Genomic DNA, 16,871 nt, shown 5'->3' on the forward strand with positions numbered 1-16,871 from the left:
CTTCGTGCAGGCGAGAACGAACGGGAAGAGCCTCACGCGGCGGTGCTGCCGCATATCGTGCGGCGGCGTCGGTTTGCGGCGGAATGTGCGCAATCCGAATGGATTTTGGAATTACGCACTCGATAAGCCTGAGGCGTAATTGTATCCAAGCGTAACTTCCCTATTGCCTGTGCGGAAACGCCACAAGACGTTATTTTTCCGCCAGATTAACCAGATAGGGGGAATTGCTACGTAGAGGAAATAATGAGAAAGTAATATTTCGTTACACTAATAAAGCTATTTTAAAGAATTGAAAATATTAATTAATGGTATGTTAAGTATATATTTAAATTTTGAGATAAAACGGACCTAATCTTCATTCTGAATTCCGGAAATGAATGATCTGTCCGATTGCGTGGATGACGTGAAATGGCGCTAATGGATGTATTCGTTCCAGGCGATGATTTGCGTATTTGAGTCGAATCGCAAAAAATATCGCCATTATTGCGTGCAGGGAAGTAATCGAGTAAATCGCTTTCCTCTATTTCGATTTTTGCGGCTCAAGCCGACGAGCTGGCATTTCGGGTAAAACAGACGTGCCGGCCATCCTTTTCGCCGGCACCGTACGCCACGCGCAGCGTGGCCGCACCTCGCGTCCCCAGGCGAAGCTCCGGGTTTCCTTGTGCCTGATTCCGGGCGAGGTCCGGCTGTGTCCAAGGTTCGTTCGAAAAAATGACCGATCGTCTCGATATGTGGGATGAACCGGCGCGCATGTCCTTTGAATGGTGATGAATAGATCTGAATAAGCCGTCCGTGGAGACGTCGGATTTGCTGGATAAGTAGATAAGTAGAGAGAATGAAAATCGGCTACGCGAGGGTTTCTACTGATGACCAAAATCTCGATTTGCAACTCGAGGCGCTGCGGGCGGTGGGATGCGTAAAAGTATTCACCGATCATGGCGTGTCCGGCAGCACCTTTTCCCGGCCCGGGCTCGACGAGGTGCTGGATGTGCTCAAGGCGGGCGATACCCTCGTGGTCTGGAGGCTGGACCGGCTCGGCCGTTCGATCAAGAAGCTGATCGAGCTTGTCGAAACCTTGGGGAAGAGGAAGATCCAGTTCGTGTCGATCACGGAGTGCATCGATACGACGTCCGCCGGCGGCACCTTGCTGTTTCATATCATGGCGGCGCTCGCCCAGTTCGAGCGCTCGCTGATCGGCGAGCGCACGCGCGCCGGCATGCGCGCGGCCAAGGCGCGCGGCCAGCATGTCGGCAGGCGTCACGCGATGACCGAGGCCGAGTGTGTCCAGGCGCATCAACTGCTGTCCGAGCACTCAACCCTGTTCGTTGCCCAGAAGTTCGAGATTCATCCCAAGACGTTGCTGCGCAGCCTGCGCCGCCACGGACTCAGTGTCGAGAAGACCGTTTGCTGACCCGGGCAGCCCGGCGCCGGGTCCGTGGCGAGGCGCGCCCCCCCGCGCGGGCCTCGTTTGCGCATATCTCGTTCCGATACCGGGCAGTTCTAGCCTGCCAGGTTCTACTTCAGGAGGCGCGTGGTTTGCTCCGACTGCTGCCGCGCGCGGCGGATCGTGCGCGGATGAACGTTGAATTTCGCCGCGACGTCGCTGATGGAGCAACTCTCGAGCAGCTCAATCGCCTCGGTCTTCTGCTCCGGCGTCAGAACCGGACGCCGGCCCAGCCGGGAGCCCCGGTCGCGCGCCGCGCGCATGCCGGCGCGCGTGCGCTCGCCGATCAGCGAGCGCTCGAACTGGGCGAGCGCGGCGAGCATGTGAAAGATCAGCATGCCGCTGCACGACGTCGTGTCGATGGCTTCCGTGAGTGACTGAAACTGTATTCCCCTGGCACTGAGGCTTTCGATCAGTTCCAGGAGCCGCCGCAGCGACCGGCCGAGCCTGTCCAGTCTCCATACGACGAGAATATCTCCCGCACGCAATTGTTCCAGCATCGAACTGAGTCCGGGGCGCAAAAAGCTGGCGCCCGAAACACCCTGATCTTCAAAAAGCATTTGGCAACCCGCCGCCTTCAAAGCACGAGTCTGTAGATCCAGATTCTGCTCATCCGTCGATACGCGTGCATACCCGATTTTCATGACACTTTACTCCGAGATTTAGTTTGTTTTTTACTTGTGAATACGAATTACCTGATCAGCATTTTCTGCTGACTAATGACGACAAAGGCTGGACATAACGGGTCCCTTTCGTCCTGGCAAATTCCTCGTAAATTCACGCAGCAAGTTCATGATTAACCCGATGGTTTTTTAGCGGCGATCGACTATGCTGGATCGTGACACAAAGGACCCCTTTTGTCCTTTTCTCCCCGTTATGGCGTCGCCTGTAATAAAGGCGCGGCGGCATGATGTCCGGGCAGCCTTTGTTCCCGCAGCCGGTTCGGCCACTGGCCGATTTGCCTGAGCAGTCCGGCCGGGCGGGAACGCTGTGCATTGCCGCGTCGCTGACGAACCTGCGCGAGATCGAGCGCGCATGGGGTTCGCGGCCCGCACTTGCGGTACGGCATGTCGTTCTCGAACGGGCACGCGAGCTGTGCCGTTCGGTATCGGGCATTGCGGTGCTGAGCGGCGACGTGATCCTGTTCGTCTTCGATTCGCCGCTCGGCGGTCTGCCGCCGGCTGCGTCGGACCTGGCGCAGATCGGCTTGCTGCTCGACCGCATTCTTTGCGATCTCGCCGACCAACCGGTCAAGATCGCCGGCGACGCGGTGTTCGTCACGCTATCCCTGTCGGTCGTCGAGCAGGCGGAAGGCGCATTCGATGCCGCGGCTCCCGGCGCCGATGCGCATGTCGCGCGGCCGGGCCGCGAGGAAGAGCACTGGCGCGAGCGTTTTCTCGTCGACATGAAGGCGGCCGAGAACCTGTTTTCGGCGAAGCATCTCGACCGTCTGGTCTTCGATGCGGAATCGGTCCGCCATCTGGGCAGCGCGGGGATCGTGCGGTACTACAAGGTGGTGCCTTTCTGGACGTGCCACGGCGTTCGCCAGCAGGTTGCCGGGATGGTGGCGCCGCTCGCGCGGCTCGGCCTCGTGCGCAGGCTGGATCGCTGGGCCGTCGAGGCGACCCTGTGTGCGCTGCACGCGAACCCGGGTCTCTCGTTTGGCTGCAACGTGACGTCGCACAGCGCTTCGCTCGATGCCTGGTGGACGCTCATCATTGCGCAGCTAAGCGAGCAGCGAGCCGTCGCGCAGCGGCTCGTCATCGAGCTGTCGGATGTGCCGCCGGCGACCGATCTGGCGACCGTCGGCGCATTCGTGCGCAGGCTTCAGGCGCTGGGCTGCCAGGTCGCGCTCGATAACGTGGGCGGCGGCAGCAGCAGTGTCGAGGCGCTGGCGTCGCTCGGCGCCGACATCGTCAAGATCGGCGCGGGCTGCCTGCGCGAGGCGCGGGTGAGCGACCGGGCCGCCGACTTTCTGCGCAACCTCGTTGCCTTGACGCGCGGCACCGGCGCCGACGTCGTGATTACCGGCGCCGAGGATGCAGCGGACGTGGAGATTGCGGAGTTCGTCGGGGCGACGCATATCCAGGGGCCGTGTTTCAAGGATCAGGTTCCTGAAATTTTGAATATCAATTGTCCTAACTAAACCGAGGTTCCGGTTTGGCCGGGAATCGTTCATCCCGGGTCCGGCCTTGCGGCTGGTCCCCGGGCTCATTTTGTCTGGGTCGAAGCGTTCGTGTCCGCGAACCGTATAGGGGTTCGCGGGCCGGCGATACGCGACGTTTAATAAGGGGAATTGTGTGACGACGAAGATTGCGGTGTGTGGCTTGGGCTATGTCGGTCTGCCCGTGGCAGTGGCGCTCGCACGCCACTTTGAAGTGACCGGATTCGATGTCGACGCGCGGCGGGTCGAAAACCTGCGCGACGGCGAGGACTGGACCGGCGAAATCGAGCCGCACGTGCTGCGCGACTCGACGATGCGCTTTACCGACAAGGTCGAGGACCTGGCGGGGACCAACTTCTTCGTGGTCGCGGTGCCGACGCCCGTCGACGAAAAATGCAGCCCCGACTTTTCGCTGCTGGAAAGCGCGTGCCGGCTGATCGGTCCGGTTCTGCAACCGGGCAGCATCGTGGTGTTCGAATCGACCGTCCATCCGGGCGCGACCGAGGACATCTGCGGGCCGGCACTCGAAAAGAGTTCGGGCCTGCGCTGCGGCATCGACTTCAAGCTCGGCTACAGCCCCGAGCGGATCAACCCGGGCGACCGCGAGCATCCGCTCGAAAAGATCGTCAAGATCGTCTCGGGCCAGGACCAGCAGGCGCTCGACGAGATCGCCGCCGTCTACGAAAAAATCATCGATGCGGGCGTGTTCCGCGCGTCGTCGATCAAGGTGGCCGAAGCGGCCAAGGTCATCGAGAACACGCAGCGCGACATCAATATCGCGCTCATGAACGAAGTCTCGAAGATCTGCGATCTGGTCGGCATCCGTTCGTCCGAGGTGCTGGAAGCCGCGGGCACCAAGTGGAACTTCCTGCGCTTTACGCCGGGCCTCGTCGGCGGTCATTGCATCGGCGTCGATCCGTACTATCTGACCTCGAAGGCGCAGGAACTCGGCTACCACCCCGAAGTGATCCTGGCGGGGCGCCGCATCAACGACGGCATGGCCGACTACGTCGCCGGCCGTCTCGTTCAGGTGATCGCGAGCCGCCATCGTCTCAAGGCGTCGACCCGTGTCGGCATTCTCGGCATCACGTTCAAGGAGAACGTGCCCGACATCCGCAACTCGAAGGTCGTCGATCTTTACGAAGCGCTCACGCGCTACGGCATGTCGCCGATCGTCTACGACCCGATGGCCGATGCGGAGCAGGTGCACGAAGAGTACGGCATCAAGCTCTCGTCGCGCGAGGAACTCAACGCGCTGGACGTGCTCGTGTTCGCCGTGCCGCACCGCGAGATTGTCGATACGATCGAGAGCGATCTGCCCGGGATGATTGCCGACGGCGGGATCGTCTGCGATCTGAAGTCGTCTCTCGACGGCGAGCGGATCATGAAAAACAAGCTGACCTACTGGGCGCTTTGAGCGGCAGTACAGACGATATCTGAACGATCATCATGACTCTTTTCAACATAGCGCCTGTTGGTACCTGCCGTATTCACACGCCGCTGCGCCGGGGCGCGGGCCGTTATCCGATCCGTCCGGTGCTGGCCCGCAACTACGGGTTCGTCCATACGAGTTCCGAAGCGCTTCAGCAATTGCAGTTCATGTTCGGCCAGAAGGACATTCCGGCCGACGTGCGCACGCTGACGTTTCGGCCCGGTTCGTCCGGGAGCTTCGAAGGGAAGCCGTCGCCCGGCGCCGATCTTTATCTGGTCGAGATTTCTTCGCGCAAGCTGCTGAGCGTCGACGGCCATCCGATCCAGATGAACTACATGGTGCGGCATTTCGGCGATTTCTTCGCCGACAAGAAACGCACCCGCCAGTTCTGGTCGATGGCCGTGCCGAGCCGGATGGCCGAGCGGCGCGCATGGCTCGACCAGGATTTCGCGTTCCAGCGTCTGTCGGCACAGGATCGCGATCTGCTCGCGCGCATTCAGCGGCACGACCTGAAGGATGCCGAAATTTCGGCGGAAATGGAGCAGATCGCGACGATGGTCGGCAAGGACCATCTGGCCTTCGTCACGCACGTCAACGCCGATACGCCCGACAACATGCCCGTCGAGCAGCGGCGCGAGCTGATTAACACCGTGCGCGCGATCGCGAAACGCATGAACGTGCCGTCCTACGACCCGACTCCGCTGATGCGCAAGCTGGGCCAGGCCAACGCAATGGAAAACGGCGGGCTCGATCTGACGCACTACACCGATCTGTTCTCGGACCAGCTGTGCGAGGCCTGGTACACGGAGTTCGTCGTGCCGCGCGTCGATACGTCCGACGTGCAGGCGCCGCCGAAGACCGATGCGGTCCAGCACGAGGACACCGCGGAAAGTCTCGAAGCCGCCTGGAACGCCGGGCGCGTGCTCGAAGTGTCGCAGCGGCTGCGCGGGATTCTGCGCCATGGCGAAAGCAGCCGTCAGCACCGGCTGTTGTTGGGCCGCGTGCAATACGACCTGGGCGACTTCGAGGGCGCGGCCGCGCAGTTCGAATCGTTCGGCGCGGAGCCGGAATTCGACGAAAAGACCAACCTGCTGCTCACCCAGTGCTACTTCGAGACCGGGCGCTACGAGCAGGCTGCCCGGCTCGCCGCGGCGCTGCTCGCGGACGAGCACGAGGCGCCCGCGATCCTGCGCATCTGCGCGGAATCGGCCGGCAAGCTCGGCGATACGGCCACGGCGCTGGCTAACTGGAAGCGCCTGTTCCGTCTGTCGACCGATAGCGCCGACGCAGCCGCCGCCGCGACGGCCGTGCTGCGTCTGCTCGAAACCTCGGGCGATGCCGAGGGCGTCGTGCAGTGGGCAGGCGAAGTGCGCGACGCGCTGCCGGCTCACGCGCCGAGCTTCGTGGCGCTCTGGGAGCGTGCGCTGACGGCGCCGGATCGCGCGGCGCTGCTGGAACTGGCGCGCGAGCCCGTGGAGATGGACGAGGCCGAGATCCTGGCCCTCGCGCAACGCACGGTCGAGCGCGGCTGCGCGACGCCGGCCGCGCTGCTCGCCGCGACCCAGGGGCTCACGCGCAGCAACCGCAAGGAGACGGCCGAATGGATCGCGCGCGCTGCGGCGGCCTGGCTCGACGAGGGCAACGCGGCGCTCGCCTCGGGCGACATGCTGAAGGCGGCGGACCGGCTTCAGGCGCACGCGCAGCTCAATGCGAACAGCAACGCGCTGATTCGCGCGAGACGGCAGCTCGAACGCCAGATGCGTCAGGACGTGCGCGCGGCGCTGATCGCTCGCGATTACGAACGCGCGGCCGGCGTGCTCGCGATCGCGAGTCAGACACTCACGACATTCCCCGAGCTGGCGAGCTTCCGCATTCGCGTGGCCGAAGCGCTCGACGACATCGACACCGCGCTGGTCTATCTGCGCGATGCGTCCGGGCTCGACGACATCACCGAGAGCACGTGGATCAAGCTGGCTCGCATGGCGGTGCGCAGCGGCTACTACGGCGAGGCGATCGATGCCTATGCGCGGGTGCTGAACTCGGCGTCGAGCGATCCTGCCGCGCGCATCGAGGCGAAGCGCCAGATTCTCGGCCTGCGCAGCCGCGTTATCCGGCTTGCACGGGAAGCGCATCGCGCGGGCGATTACGAACGCGCCTGGGCACTCCTCGAACGTCTGCAGCAGCTCGATCCGGACAACAAGGAAGTCTCGCAGGAGAAGAAGCGCGTGCTCGCGGGGCTGCACGTGAAGGTGAAGTCGCTCGATGCCGCGCACGACGCCGACCGGCTCACGCTGGGCGAGACGATCCTGCGCCTCGCGCCCGAAGACCCGGTCGGCTTGAAGGCGGCGGCGACGGGCGCCATGCGCACGCATCGTTTCGAGCAGGCGCTCAAGTACTGGCAGGCGTTGCGCTCGCGCTCCGCATCGCCGGAACTGATCGACGGAAATATCCAGAAGTGCCGGATATTCATCGATCGCGCCAAGCGCAAGAAGGCCGCCTGACGGGCCGCTGATGCGCCATGCGCCGGGACGCGGGTTCCGGCGCATGGTGAGCGGCCGCGAATGGGGTTGAGGTATTTCCAGGAATAAATGGCTGGGTTCCGGTAATGGCTAAAGCAGGAAAAACAGCAGCGAACGAGAGCACGCTCGCCGTGCAGGCTCGGCCCAAACGAGGCCGGCTGGCAGGCGACGCGGGCACGGCGCACGAGGCCGGCAGGCAGGCCGCTTCGCCGGCAAAGCCGCGTGCGGCCGCAAGGCCCGCGGCCGAGGCGAAATCCGGCACGGCGGCGAAGCCGAAGGCTGTGGCGAAATCCAGGGCGGTGGCGAAGCCGAAGGCCGTGGTGGAACCGAGCGCGGCAGCAGAGATCAAGAAGGCCTCGGCACAACTGGAGGTAGTAGGGGAGCACACGGCTGCGGCACAACCCGAGGCAGCAGCAGAGCCTCAGGCTACAGCACACGACGAGGCAGCGGCAAAGCCCGAGGTCGCAGCACAACCCAAGGCAGCGAAGCCCAAAGCGGTAGCGCGGCCCAAGGCGGCCACGCCGAACACCCCGGCCACGCCCGACGCCGCCGTACCACCGCCGCAACAGCAACAACCGCAGTCCGAAGCAAACGCAGAAGCAAATGCACAACCGCAGGACCTGCCTTCACTGCACGAAGAACTCACGCGCCTGCTCGCGGCCTGCACGACGTTGCAGAACGCGCGCAAGCACCTGGGCGAGGCGGAGCGGCTGGCCGCGCAAGACCCCGACGACCGGACCGTGCGTATCGTGCTGCTGCAGATGCGGGAGCGGACCGGGCTCAGCACCGGCCTGCTCGAACAATGGGCCGATCTGCTGCGCAACTGCCCCGACGATCTGATGGTGGCGCGGCACTACGCGACGCGTCTTCTGAAGGAGCGCCGCTTCGACGAGGCCATGGCGGTCGCGGATCGCCATTTTCCCGAGCAGGCGCAGGACACGCGCAAGGCGCTGGCCCGCGCCGAATTTCTCGCCGACATCAAGGCGCACGATGCGTCGGATGCGATCTTCCGGCGCCTCATCGCGGAACACGACCGGCGCCATCTGCGGGTGGCGTTCGCGAAGCGCCTCGTCAAGCGCAGCATGGTGGCCGATGCGATCGAGGTCATCGAGCCGGTCGCGCACGAACTCTCGCCCGACAGCAAGGGCGGCCAGCTCGTCGCGAAGATCGTCGACGACTACACGTTCTACCGCCGCTTCGAATCCGCCGCCGATCTGGCCGGACAGGACATCAAGATCGTCGCGATGCGTCAGGCCATCCTGCGTTTTCGCCATCGCGACGTAGCGCCGCCGCCGCGCGGAAAGCCCGCCTCGGTCGCGCTCGTCACGGGCAGCCTCGGGCCCGGCGGCGCGGAACGGCAACTGACGCGGCTCGCCGTGCATTTGCGGCGTCTCGTGGCCGAAGCCGCCGGCGCACGCGACAGCGCTGCGGACCACGCCACAGGCCACGACGTCAGCGCGATCGAAGTGCTGGTCAAGCAGCACTCGGACCCGGCGCGCGTCGACCGGCCGCAGCGTCTCGACTTCTTTCTGGGCATGCTGCGCGAGGCCGATGTCAAGGTTTCCGAAATCAACGCGATGCCGGCCGTGTCGGCTGCACATCAGGACATTCACGACGCGGACCTGCTGCGCCTGCTCGGCAATCTGCCGCCCCAGGTGCACTACGGCGTCACGCGTCTCGCGCCGTATCTGCGCGAACGCAGGTTCGACGTCGTGAGCCTCTGGCAGGACGGCACCTGTCTGTTCGGCGCGCTGGCCGCGCTACTGGCCGGCGTGCCGACGATCCACCTCGTGTTTCGCGGACTGCCGCCGAATATCCGCCAGGAACGCAATCGTCCGGAGTACGCAGCGTTCTATCGCGCCATCGCCGAGGTGCCGGGCATTCACTTCGTCAGCAACAGCATGACCGGCGCGCGCGAGTATGCCCAGTGGCTCGGGCTACCACTCGAACGGTTTCGCATCCTCTATAACGGCGTGCCCGAAATGAACGCGCTCGCCTCGGAGCAGGACGAGCAGAAGTGGACGGCGTTCGTCGAGCGCACGGCGGACGCGAGCGAAACGATCGGCGGCGTGTTCCGCCTCGAACCGGACAAGCGGCCGTTGCTGTGGATCAAGCTCGCGCACCGCTATCTGAAGCGGCGTCCGCTGGCGCGCTTCGTTATCGTCGGCGACGGCCGTTTCAGCGACGAGGCCCATGCGCTCGCGACCGAGCTTGGCATCGCGGACCGCCTGCTGCTCGTCGGACTCTCGTCGCACGTAGGGTTCTGGTATTCGAAGATGGACGTCAAGGTGATGCTGTCGCGTCACGAAGGCCTGCCGAACGTGCTGATCGAAGCGCAACTGCTCGGCATCTGCGTGGTGTCGACGCCGGCCGGCGGCGCGGGCGAGTGCTTTATCGACGGCGTGACCGGGCATCTGCTCGGCTGCGCGGAGAACCCTGACCTGAACGATGCGTGCGAGAAGATCGAACACCTCGTGCTCAGCGCGCAGGCGGATGCCACCGTGCGGGAGCGGGCGCGGCAGCGGGCCGCCGAACTCTTTTCGGTGGAGGCGATGCTCGCCACGTTCATGAGCCTGTGCCGGCGCGCCGCGCCGGTGGAGGAAAGCCCCTCGCAGGTGGAACAACTCGACAATCTGGTGATGAATTGATGCGGTACGGGCTTGTTGGTTTTCCTGACCGTCTGGTTATGGCTCTGGCTTTCTGTCTCTGCGGCGTTTTGCAGGGATGCGTGATCCCGCGCAGCGGGCCGCTGCTCAGCGAAGTGCAGGCTTCGCGCGATCACAACGACATCGAACTGGTCGGCGTGACGTCGGCGCTCGCGCTCGCCTCGCGCGCGGCGGGCAGCGCGAGCTTTCCGGACGCATTCCAGCAGGCGCAGCCGGTCGATTACGAAAAACTCGCGCCGGGCGATGGCGTCGACATTTCGCTGTGGGGGCAGGACGGCGTCGGCGTGTTCGGCAACGGCTCGGGTGGCGCGAGCGGCCTGAGCGGCACGGGTGGCATGACGGACCTCGGCGAGATGGTGATCGACGAAGCCGGCACGATCTACGTTCCGCAAGTGGGCCGCGTGCATGCGCAAGGCCTGACGCCGGCCGGGCTGCGCGACGCGATCGAGCGGCGCCTGAGCCGCGTGACGGTCGGGCTCGATGTCAACGTGCGGCGCACGGAGCGGCGCGGGCAAACCGTGGCGATCGAGGGCGACCTCAAGAAGCCCGGCATCTATCCGATCGGGCCGGGCATGCAGCGCCTGAGCGGGCTGCTGAGCAAGGCCGCGCCCGACCAGCTGAACCCCGAGCAGCTCGCGGTGACGCTGCGGCGCAATGGCGAGAGCGTGTCCGTGCGGCTGTCCGACGTCTATCGCAACAGCGCGGAAGATATTGCCTTGCGTGCCGGCGACTCCGTGGTCGTGCACGACGTGGTCGAGAATCTGACGGTGCTCGGCGCGGCGGGTGCGCAATCGCGGCTCAAGCTCAGCAAGCGCAATTACACGGTGCTCGACGCGCTCGGCGATTCGCGCGGCCTGAACGATTCGCTCGCCAATCCGAAGGCGGTCTTCCTGCTGCGCATCCGTCCGGACGATGCCGGCACCGCCGACACGCGGCCGGTGGTCTATCAGTTCGATTTCACGAAGCCCGAGCAGATGGTGCTCGCCGGCAAGTTCGCGGTGCACGACGGCGACGCGATCTATATCTCGGACGCACCGTTCACCCAGGTTCAGAAGGTTCTGTCCGCCTTCAGCGCGACGCTCGGCACCGCGCGTTCCGTGTCCAGCCTGTCGCAGTGAAGGCCGGACATGAGCAACCAGGATCGCATCAAGAACTGGCGCGAGCGCCGGACGGCGCGGCATGCCGGCGACGAGGCCGGCAATGCGGAGGCGGCGGCGAGTACCGTCACCGATGCGGTGACCAGCACGGCGCACAACGCAGCAGACAGCGCAGCGGGCACCGCAGCGACCCACGCGGCGCACGGCTTGCGCGCGGCGGACTCCGCGGGCGGCGTGCTGAGCGGCGTACTCGATGCGCTCGCCAGCGCTCCGCACGAGAGCGTGGCCGGGCGGCGGCGCATCTACGCGGCGCTCGACAGCGAACTCGAGGCGGAACTCGCGCGCGACGGCATGCCGTCCGAGCGCGCGGAATTGCGCCGGCGCCAGTTGCGCATGGTCGTGCGTCTGCTGGAAGCCGATATCCGCGCGGGCATCGACGTGCTGACGGCAGGCTATGCACCGGCCACGCTCGACGCCGACGACGCGCGTCTGGTCGACGGATTCAACCGGCGCGGACAGCAGCGCAAACAGCAGGAGACGCGCGACGCACGCCGTCTCGCATCGCGCGAGGACGTGGCCTTCGAGATCGCGCTGAAGCCGCACGAGGCGCACGAAGTCGCGCTGCTGCGCGAGAGGATCGCCGGCATTCATGCGCGGCAGCACGGCGCGCAGCCGGGCACGCTGCAATCGCGGCTGGCGAGCATCGGGCCGCTGCTGCGGCTCCAGCTGCATATCCTGCAGAGCGAAAGCCGCATCGCGCTGCTGTGGTCCGTGGTCGGTCCCGCCGTGCTGCTGAGCCTGATCTCGTCGCTGTACTTCCTGATGGGCACGCACTACGTGCTCGGCATGGACGTGCCGACGTTCTCTCTGCTGGGCGCGACGACGTGGATCATGTTCCGGCAGGCGGTGTTTCGCACGAGCACGAGCTATGTCGCGGCGCGCGGGCTCATCAACCTGGAGTCGGTCACGCCGCTCGCGGTGGCGCTGGTGCAGGGCGGGCTCTTCATCGGCATCTATCTCGGCGTGTATGCCGTGCTGATCGGCGTCGGCCACAGCCTGGGCCTCATCACGCTGCCCGTGCGCTGGTCGGGTGCGATCGCCTATGTCGTGATGATGGGCGGCGCGGGCGTCTCGATGGGGCTGATCTTCGGCAGCATTGCTATCCGCTGGCACTTCTTCTTGCGCTTTGCGCCCGTGATCGAGCGCGGCCTGGAAGTATTCTCGTCGGTCTTTTTCGTCTCCGAGCAGTTGCCGGAGCAATACCGCAAGTATTTCTTATGGTCGCCGTTCGCGCATGGGATGCAACTGCTCAGATCGGCGTACTTCGACAGCTATTCGTCGCATGACGCGAGCTTCGCGTATTTCGTCACCGCGCTGGTTTTTCTCGGCGTGCTCGGCGCGGGCATGGAGCGGCTCGCGCGAACCCATGTTCAACCGATGTGAGCGCGCCATGATCCTGATGAACGGTGTGACGGACGTGCCGCGAATTTTCGGTGCGCGGCAGCCGCTGCTGCAGCAGGTTGACCTGCTGATTCCGCAGGGGCGCTATGCGCTGCTCTCGCGGCGGCCGGAATTCCATCGCGCGATCGTCGACGTGATCGCGGGGCTGCGGCCGCCGCGCGAGGGCTTCGTCGCTCACCAGGGGCTCGTGTCGTGGCCGCTCGGGCGGCAGGGCTTCGTGCGCGGCAAGGCGACCGGCCTGCGCATGATCGAGTTCGTCTGCGCGCTCTATGGGCTTGCGCCCACGCCCTGCGTCGAGCTGGTGTCGGACCTGCTGACGAGCCCCGAGTATCTGGCGCGGCCGATGGAGCATTGGCCGCTCTATGTGCGTCAGGAATTTTCCTTTGCGCTCGCGCTCGCGCCGGACTTCGACGTGTATGTCGTCGAAGGTGCAATTCCGTTCGAGGACTGCCGCTTCACGAACCTGTGGCTCGCGCTGTTCGAAGAACGGCTGGTCGGGCGCACGCTGCTTCTATCAACCTACCGTCATCAGCAAATGATGGATTACTGCACCAAAGGTTTGGTCTATGAGCAATACGGCCTTCGGATCAACGACGACCTCGGAGAATGCATCCGCCGGTTCCCGCCCCGGAGATCCCGCAGCGAGTCAGGCGGAGACAATGTGGTCGACATCGGCGTCGGCGTCGGAGACCAGTTCGGCGTCTAGCGAGGAACTGCCGCTCGCGCAGCGCGCCAGGGTGCGCGAGCAGGCGTTGCGGCAGCGCCGCCGCCAGCGGCTCGTGACACTCGGCCTCGTGCTCGTGCCGGTCGTGCTGACGGCGCTTTACGCGCTCGTCTTCGCCGCGCCGCGCTATCGCGCCGAAGCGCGCTTCTCGGTGCGTTCGAGCGCGTCCCAGCCGGCCGCGCAGGGCACCGCGGGCCTGCTGTCGAGCGGCAGCGGCGGCAGCGTGGTGGGCGGCTTCGTCGACGGCTGGGCCGTGGCCGACTTCATCCGCTCGCGCGACGCCATGCGCCAGCTCGACAACCGGATCGGGCTGCGCCGGTATCTCGTGTACACCGGCCTCGACCCGCTGAACCGGCTGTCGCCCGAGGCCGGCGAGGACGCGCTGTACCGCGCCTATCTCGGCGCGGTCGACGTCTCGTACAACATGATCGAGCAGATCGACGTGCTGCGCGTGAGCGCCTTCTCGCCCGAGGATGCGCGCACGCTGTCGGACGCGCTGATCGGGCTGGCTCAGCAGTTCGTCAACAACATGGACGAAAAGGGCGTGACCGATACGCTCAAGGTCAGCAAGGAGGCCGTGACGCGCGCGGAGAAGGAGGCGATCGGGGCGCGCGGCACGCTGACCGACTGGCGCGTGCGCAACGGCAATATCGACCCCGAGGCGGAAGCCGGCATGTTGCTGAATCTCTCCGCGCAGCTGGAGGCCGAACTCAACACTGCGAAGATCAATCTCGACAAGATCCGCGCGCTGAACAACCCCGAGCATCCGATGCTGAAGCCCGCGCAGATGCAGGTGAGCGCGCTGCGCAAGCAGCTCGACGAGGTGCATGCGCGCATGAGCGGCAAGGGCAACACCGACGCGAGCCGGCTGAAGTCCTATCAGGCGCTGCTGAACGCGCAGACTTTCGCGGACCAGAATCTCGCCTCGGCACGGCAGAACTATCAGCAGGCCTTTACCGACACGCTGCGGCTGCAACGCTACCTCAGCGTGATCGCGCGCCCGTTGCCCGAGGGGCGGCCCGGCAGCCCGAATACCGGCGTGCTGCTGATCGAGGCGCTGGCCGTGGGGTTCGTCTTCGCGTTTGCCGTGCGTGCCGCCGAGGCGCTGTACCGGGAGTTCAGGCATGGCTGAGCCGGTGACCACACGCGCCGGGCATGGCGAACGCGATGAACGCGGCGAGCGTTCCGCACGCGCCGGCACGCTGGCGCCGCTCGAAGCCGCGAAGCGGGCGATCCGCACGGAAGCGTGGGAGCCGGGGCTGGCGCAGCTCGACGAGATCGAGCGCGGCGGCGGCCAGCTCGACGCTCATGCCGGCCTGCTGAAGGCGATCGCGCTGATCCGCTCGCGCGGCTTCGCGGCCGGAATCGGCGGCCTCGACGCGCAGCGGATTCGCGAAGCCCAGGGCCGCGCCGACGTGCGCCGCCTCGTGGTCGCGCCGTTCGTCAAGTCCGGGGCGCTGGCCGAGGCGGCCCAGGTGTTCGACCTGCTGGTGCGTGCCTATCCCGAGAGCGGCGACGACCGGCGCAGCTACGCGAGCGTGCTCGCGCGGCTCAAGCGCTGGAGCGAGGCGATCGCGCATGTCGACGAGGCGGCCCGTCTCGCGCCCGACGACGTCGCGCTGCTGGCCACGCGCATCCAGTTGCGCACCCAGGCCGGCGAGGCGGAAGCGGCGGCGCAACTGGCGCGCGAGTCGAGCGTCGCCGCGACGCTGGCGCCCGGCGACGCGCATATCTGGATGACCGCGCTGCTGCGCGGCGGCGATCCGGCCGGCGCGGCCAGCATCGCCGCCAAGATCGACGCGCCGAATCCCCGGGTGGCGAGCGTCGCGGTGCAGGCGCTGCTCGGCAGCGGCCGGACCGGCGCGGCGATTTCGGTCGGCCGCAACGCGCTGCGCGCCGGACACGACAGCGCGGCGCTGCGTTCGCAACTCGCCCAGGCGCACCTCGCGCGCGGCACGCACGACGACCGCCTCGTCGCCGCGCTCGAACATCTCGCCGCGGGCGTCCGGATGGCGCCGGACGATCTGCGGCTCAATTCGCTCTATGGCGAAACGCTCCTGCGTGCCGGGCGCTTTGCGGAGTCGGTGCCGTTCCTCGAGAAAAGCGCCGCGCTCGCGCCGGGGCTGGAGCACGTGCGGGCGATGTACGCGCGCGCCTTGCGTCATTCCGGCGATCACGCGGCGTCGGCCGAGCAGTATCTGCAACTGGCCCGCTCGAATCAGGAGCACGCGCGCTGGCAGCGCGCGGCGGCCGGCGCGCTGACCCAGGCGGGCCGCATGGACGAGGCGGCCACCCTGTTCGACGCGTTTATCCATCGCCGTGGGGCCGGCTTGCCGGCCACCTTCGAGCAGGCGTTCGCGCGGATCGACGCCGACGCGAACACGATCACGGTGCCGCGCGCGCGGCTCGACTGGGCTTGGGCGCTGCGCGGCGCGAGCGGCGAAGCCGGCGCGGAGCCGGCGGCGGCACAGCCTGCGGCGCAAGCGGCGACACAGGCGGTGACACAAACGGCAGCACAAGCGGCGACACAGGCGGTGACACAAACGGCAGCACAAGCGGCGACACAGGCGGTGACACAAACGGCAGCACAAGCGGCAGCACAAACGGCAGCACAAACGGCGACACAAGCGCTGTCGCGCGAGGACTGGGAACGTGCGGCGCAATGGGGCTATCTCGCCGACCACCTGCTGCTCGACTGGCTCGAATGCCGCGAGGATCGCGCGGAAGAAGCGATGGAGCTGCTCGCGAACCTCGACGAGGCCGAGCAGTTCTTCGAGCCGCTGTGCGAGGGCGGACGCGGCTTCGTGCTCGCCACGGCCCACGTGGGGCCGCTGTACGGCGGCCTGATGGCGCTCGATCTGCTCGATATCCCGTCGCGCTGGGTCGCATCGACGCCGAGTATCAGCCGCAGCCACTACGCCCGCTCGCTGATCTCGACGAGCGACAGGACCGAAGTGCAGGTCGTGAAGGCCAGCCTCAAGGCGCTGCAGGAAGGACATGCCGTGTGTCTCGCCGTGGATGGCGCGCTCAATCCGGCCGCGGCGCGCGTGCCGTTCGAGAGCCAGGAGATCACGTGGTCGAGCTTCGCCGCGCGCGCCAGCTACCGCCTCGGACTGCCCTCGGTTTTCTATGCGCCCAGATGGGAGCGGGGCCGCATCGTGCATACGCTCAAACGGCTCTCCGAGCCGCATGACGGCGAAACGCTCGAAGACTACGTGGCGCGATGGCAGCACGAATGGCTCGCGCATCTGCGCGGCCATCTCGCCGGGCAGCCGGAAAACCTGCGCCTGAGCGGCGGACTCTGGCGGCACGTGGTGGCGGCCGACCGCTCGAATGCGGCGACGGACAAGGGTTGATTGGGTTC

General features: G+C 66.0%; 11 protein-coding genes. 10 read left to right on the forward strand and 1 reads right to left on the reverse strand.

The window, feature by feature from the left end:
* The first annotated feature begins 835 nt into the window (after positions 1–835).
* Positions 836–1,411 carry a recombinase family protein gene (locus F3J19_RS18190; RefSeq protein ID WP_167043818.1) on the forward strand — a complete coding sequence of 192 codons (576 nt, stop codon included), beginning with the start codon at positions 836–838 and terminating at the stop codon, positions 1,409–1,411.
* A 104-nt stretch (positions 1,412–1,515) separates the two neighbouring features.
* On the opposite strand, the gene F3J19_RS18195 is transcribed toward F3J19_RS18190, so the two are convergent.
* Positions 1,516–2,088 (reverse strand): recombinase family protein, encoded by a 573-nt coding sequence (locus F3J19_RS18195; protein WP_167043821.1) that lies wholly within the window; start codon positions 2,086–2,088, stop codon positions 1,516–1,518.
* A gap of 263 nt (positions 2,089–2,351) precedes the next feature.
* Here F3J19_RS18195 and F3J19_RS18200 point away from each other — a divergent pair, with 263 nt between their 5' ends.
* The 9 genes from F3J19_RS18200 to F3J19_RS18240 all read left to right on the forward strand — a co-directional run bounded on the left by F3J19_RS18200 (position 2,352) and on the right by F3J19_RS18240 (position 16,863).
* Entirely contained in the window at positions 2,352–3,590 is a 1,239-nt protein-coding gene (locus tag F3J19_RS18200) for an EAL domain-containing protein (RefSeq protein WP_167043824.1), read from the forward strand.
* A gap of 172 nt (positions 3,591–3,762) precedes the next feature.
* Positions 3,763–5,025, forward strand: a complete 1,263-nt coding sequence (locus F3J19_RS18205) for a nucleotide sugar dehydrogenase (RefSeq protein WP_167043983.1) — start codon at positions 3,763–3,765, stop codon at positions 5,023–5,025.
* Positions 5,026–5,057: 32 nt separating this feature from the next.
* Positions 5,058–7,541: a tetratricopeptide repeat protein gene (locus tag F3J19_RS18210; protein WP_167043827.1), complete on the forward strand. Its 2,484-nt coding sequence runs from the start codon at positions 5,058–5,060 to the stop codon at positions 7,539–7,541.
* Between the two features lie 104 nt (positions 7,542–7,645).
* On the forward strand, positions 7,646–10,207 hold the full coding sequence (locus F3J19_RS18215; RefSeq protein WP_205192987.1) for a glycosyltransferase: 2,562 nt from the start codon (positions 7,646–7,648) through the stop codon (positions 10,205–10,207).
* A gap of 80 nt (positions 10,208–10,287) precedes the next feature.
* Positions 10,288–11,343, forward strand: a complete 1,056-nt coding sequence (locus F3J19_RS18220) for a polysaccharide biosynthesis/export family protein (protein WP_167043830.1) — start codon at positions 10,288–10,290, stop codon at positions 11,341–11,343.
* 9 nt (positions 11,344–11,352) lie between these two features.
* A complete protein-coding gene (locus tag F3J19_RS18225; protein ID WP_167043833.1) occupies positions 11,353–12,765 on the forward strand; it encodes a sugar ABC transporter permease in 1,413 nt (470 codons plus the stop codon).
* 7 nt (positions 12,766–12,772) lie between these two features.
* Positions 12,773–13,489 (forward strand): ATPase, encoded by a 717-nt coding sequence (locus F3J19_RS18230; RefSeq protein WP_167043836.1) that lies wholly within the window; start codon positions 12,773–12,775, stop codon positions 13,487–13,489.
* Positions 13,443–14,639, forward strand: coding sequence for a sugar ABC transporter (locus F3J19_RS18235; protein WP_240159045.1), 1,197 nt, complete (start codon positions 13,443–13,445; stop codon positions 14,637–14,639). The genes F3J19_RS18230 and F3J19_RS18235 overlap by 47 nt, the downstream gene beginning before the upstream one ends.
* Positions 14,632–16,863, forward strand: coding sequence for a Vi polysaccharide transport protein VexE (locus F3J19_RS18240; protein WP_167043839.1), 2,232 nt, complete (start codon positions 14,632–14,634; stop codon positions 16,861–16,863). Before F3J19_RS18235 ends, F3J19_RS18240 begins: the two co-directional genes overlap by 8 nt.
* Positions 16,864–16,871 lie beyond the last annotated feature (8 nt).

The organism is Burkholderia sp. Ax-1724, from assembly GCF_011752995.1.
In the GTDB taxonomy this organism is placed as follows: domain Bacteria; phylum Pseudomonadota; class Gammaproteobacteria; order Burkholderiales; family Burkholderiaceae; genus Paraburkholderia.

Excerpts from the sequence above, each read along its gene's own strand:
- F3J19_RS18190 (WP_167043818.1), top strand. The coding sequence starts at position 836 with ATGAAAATCGGCTACGCGAGGGTTTCTACTGATGACCAAAATCTCGAT.
- F3J19_RS18195 (WP_167043821.1), bottom strand. The coding sequence starts at position 2,088 with ATGAAAATCGGGTATGCACGCGTATCGACGGATGAGCAGAATCTGGAT.
- F3J19_RS18200 (WP_167043824.1), top strand. The coding sequence starts at position 2,352 with ATGATGTCCGGGCAGCCTTTGTTCCCGCAGCCGGTTCGGCCACTGGCC.
- F3J19_RS18210 (WP_167043827.1), top strand. The coding sequence starts at position 5,058 with ATGACTCTTTTCAACATAGCGCCTGTTGGTACCTGCCGTATTCACACG.
- F3J19_RS18215 (WP_205192987.1), top strand. The coding sequence starts at position 7,646 with ATGGCTAAAGCAGGAAAAACAGCAGCGAACGAGAGCACGCTCGCCGTG.
- F3J19_RS18225 (WP_167043833.1), top strand. The coding sequence starts at position 11,353 with ATGAGCAACCAGGATCGCATCAAGAACTGGCGCGAGCGCCGGACGGCG.
- F3J19_RS18230 (WP_167043836.1), top strand. The coding sequence starts at position 12,773 with ATGATCCTGATGAACGGTGTGACGGACGTGCCGCGAATTTTCGGTGCG.
- F3J19_RS18235 (WP_240159045.1), top strand. The coding sequence starts at position 13,443 with ATGTGGTCGACATCGGCGTCGGCGTCGGAGACCAGTTCGGCGTCTAGC.
- F3J19_RS18240 (WP_167043839.1), top strand. The coding sequence starts at position 14,632 with ATGGCTGAGCCGGTGACCACACGCGCCGGGCATGGCGAACGCGATGAA.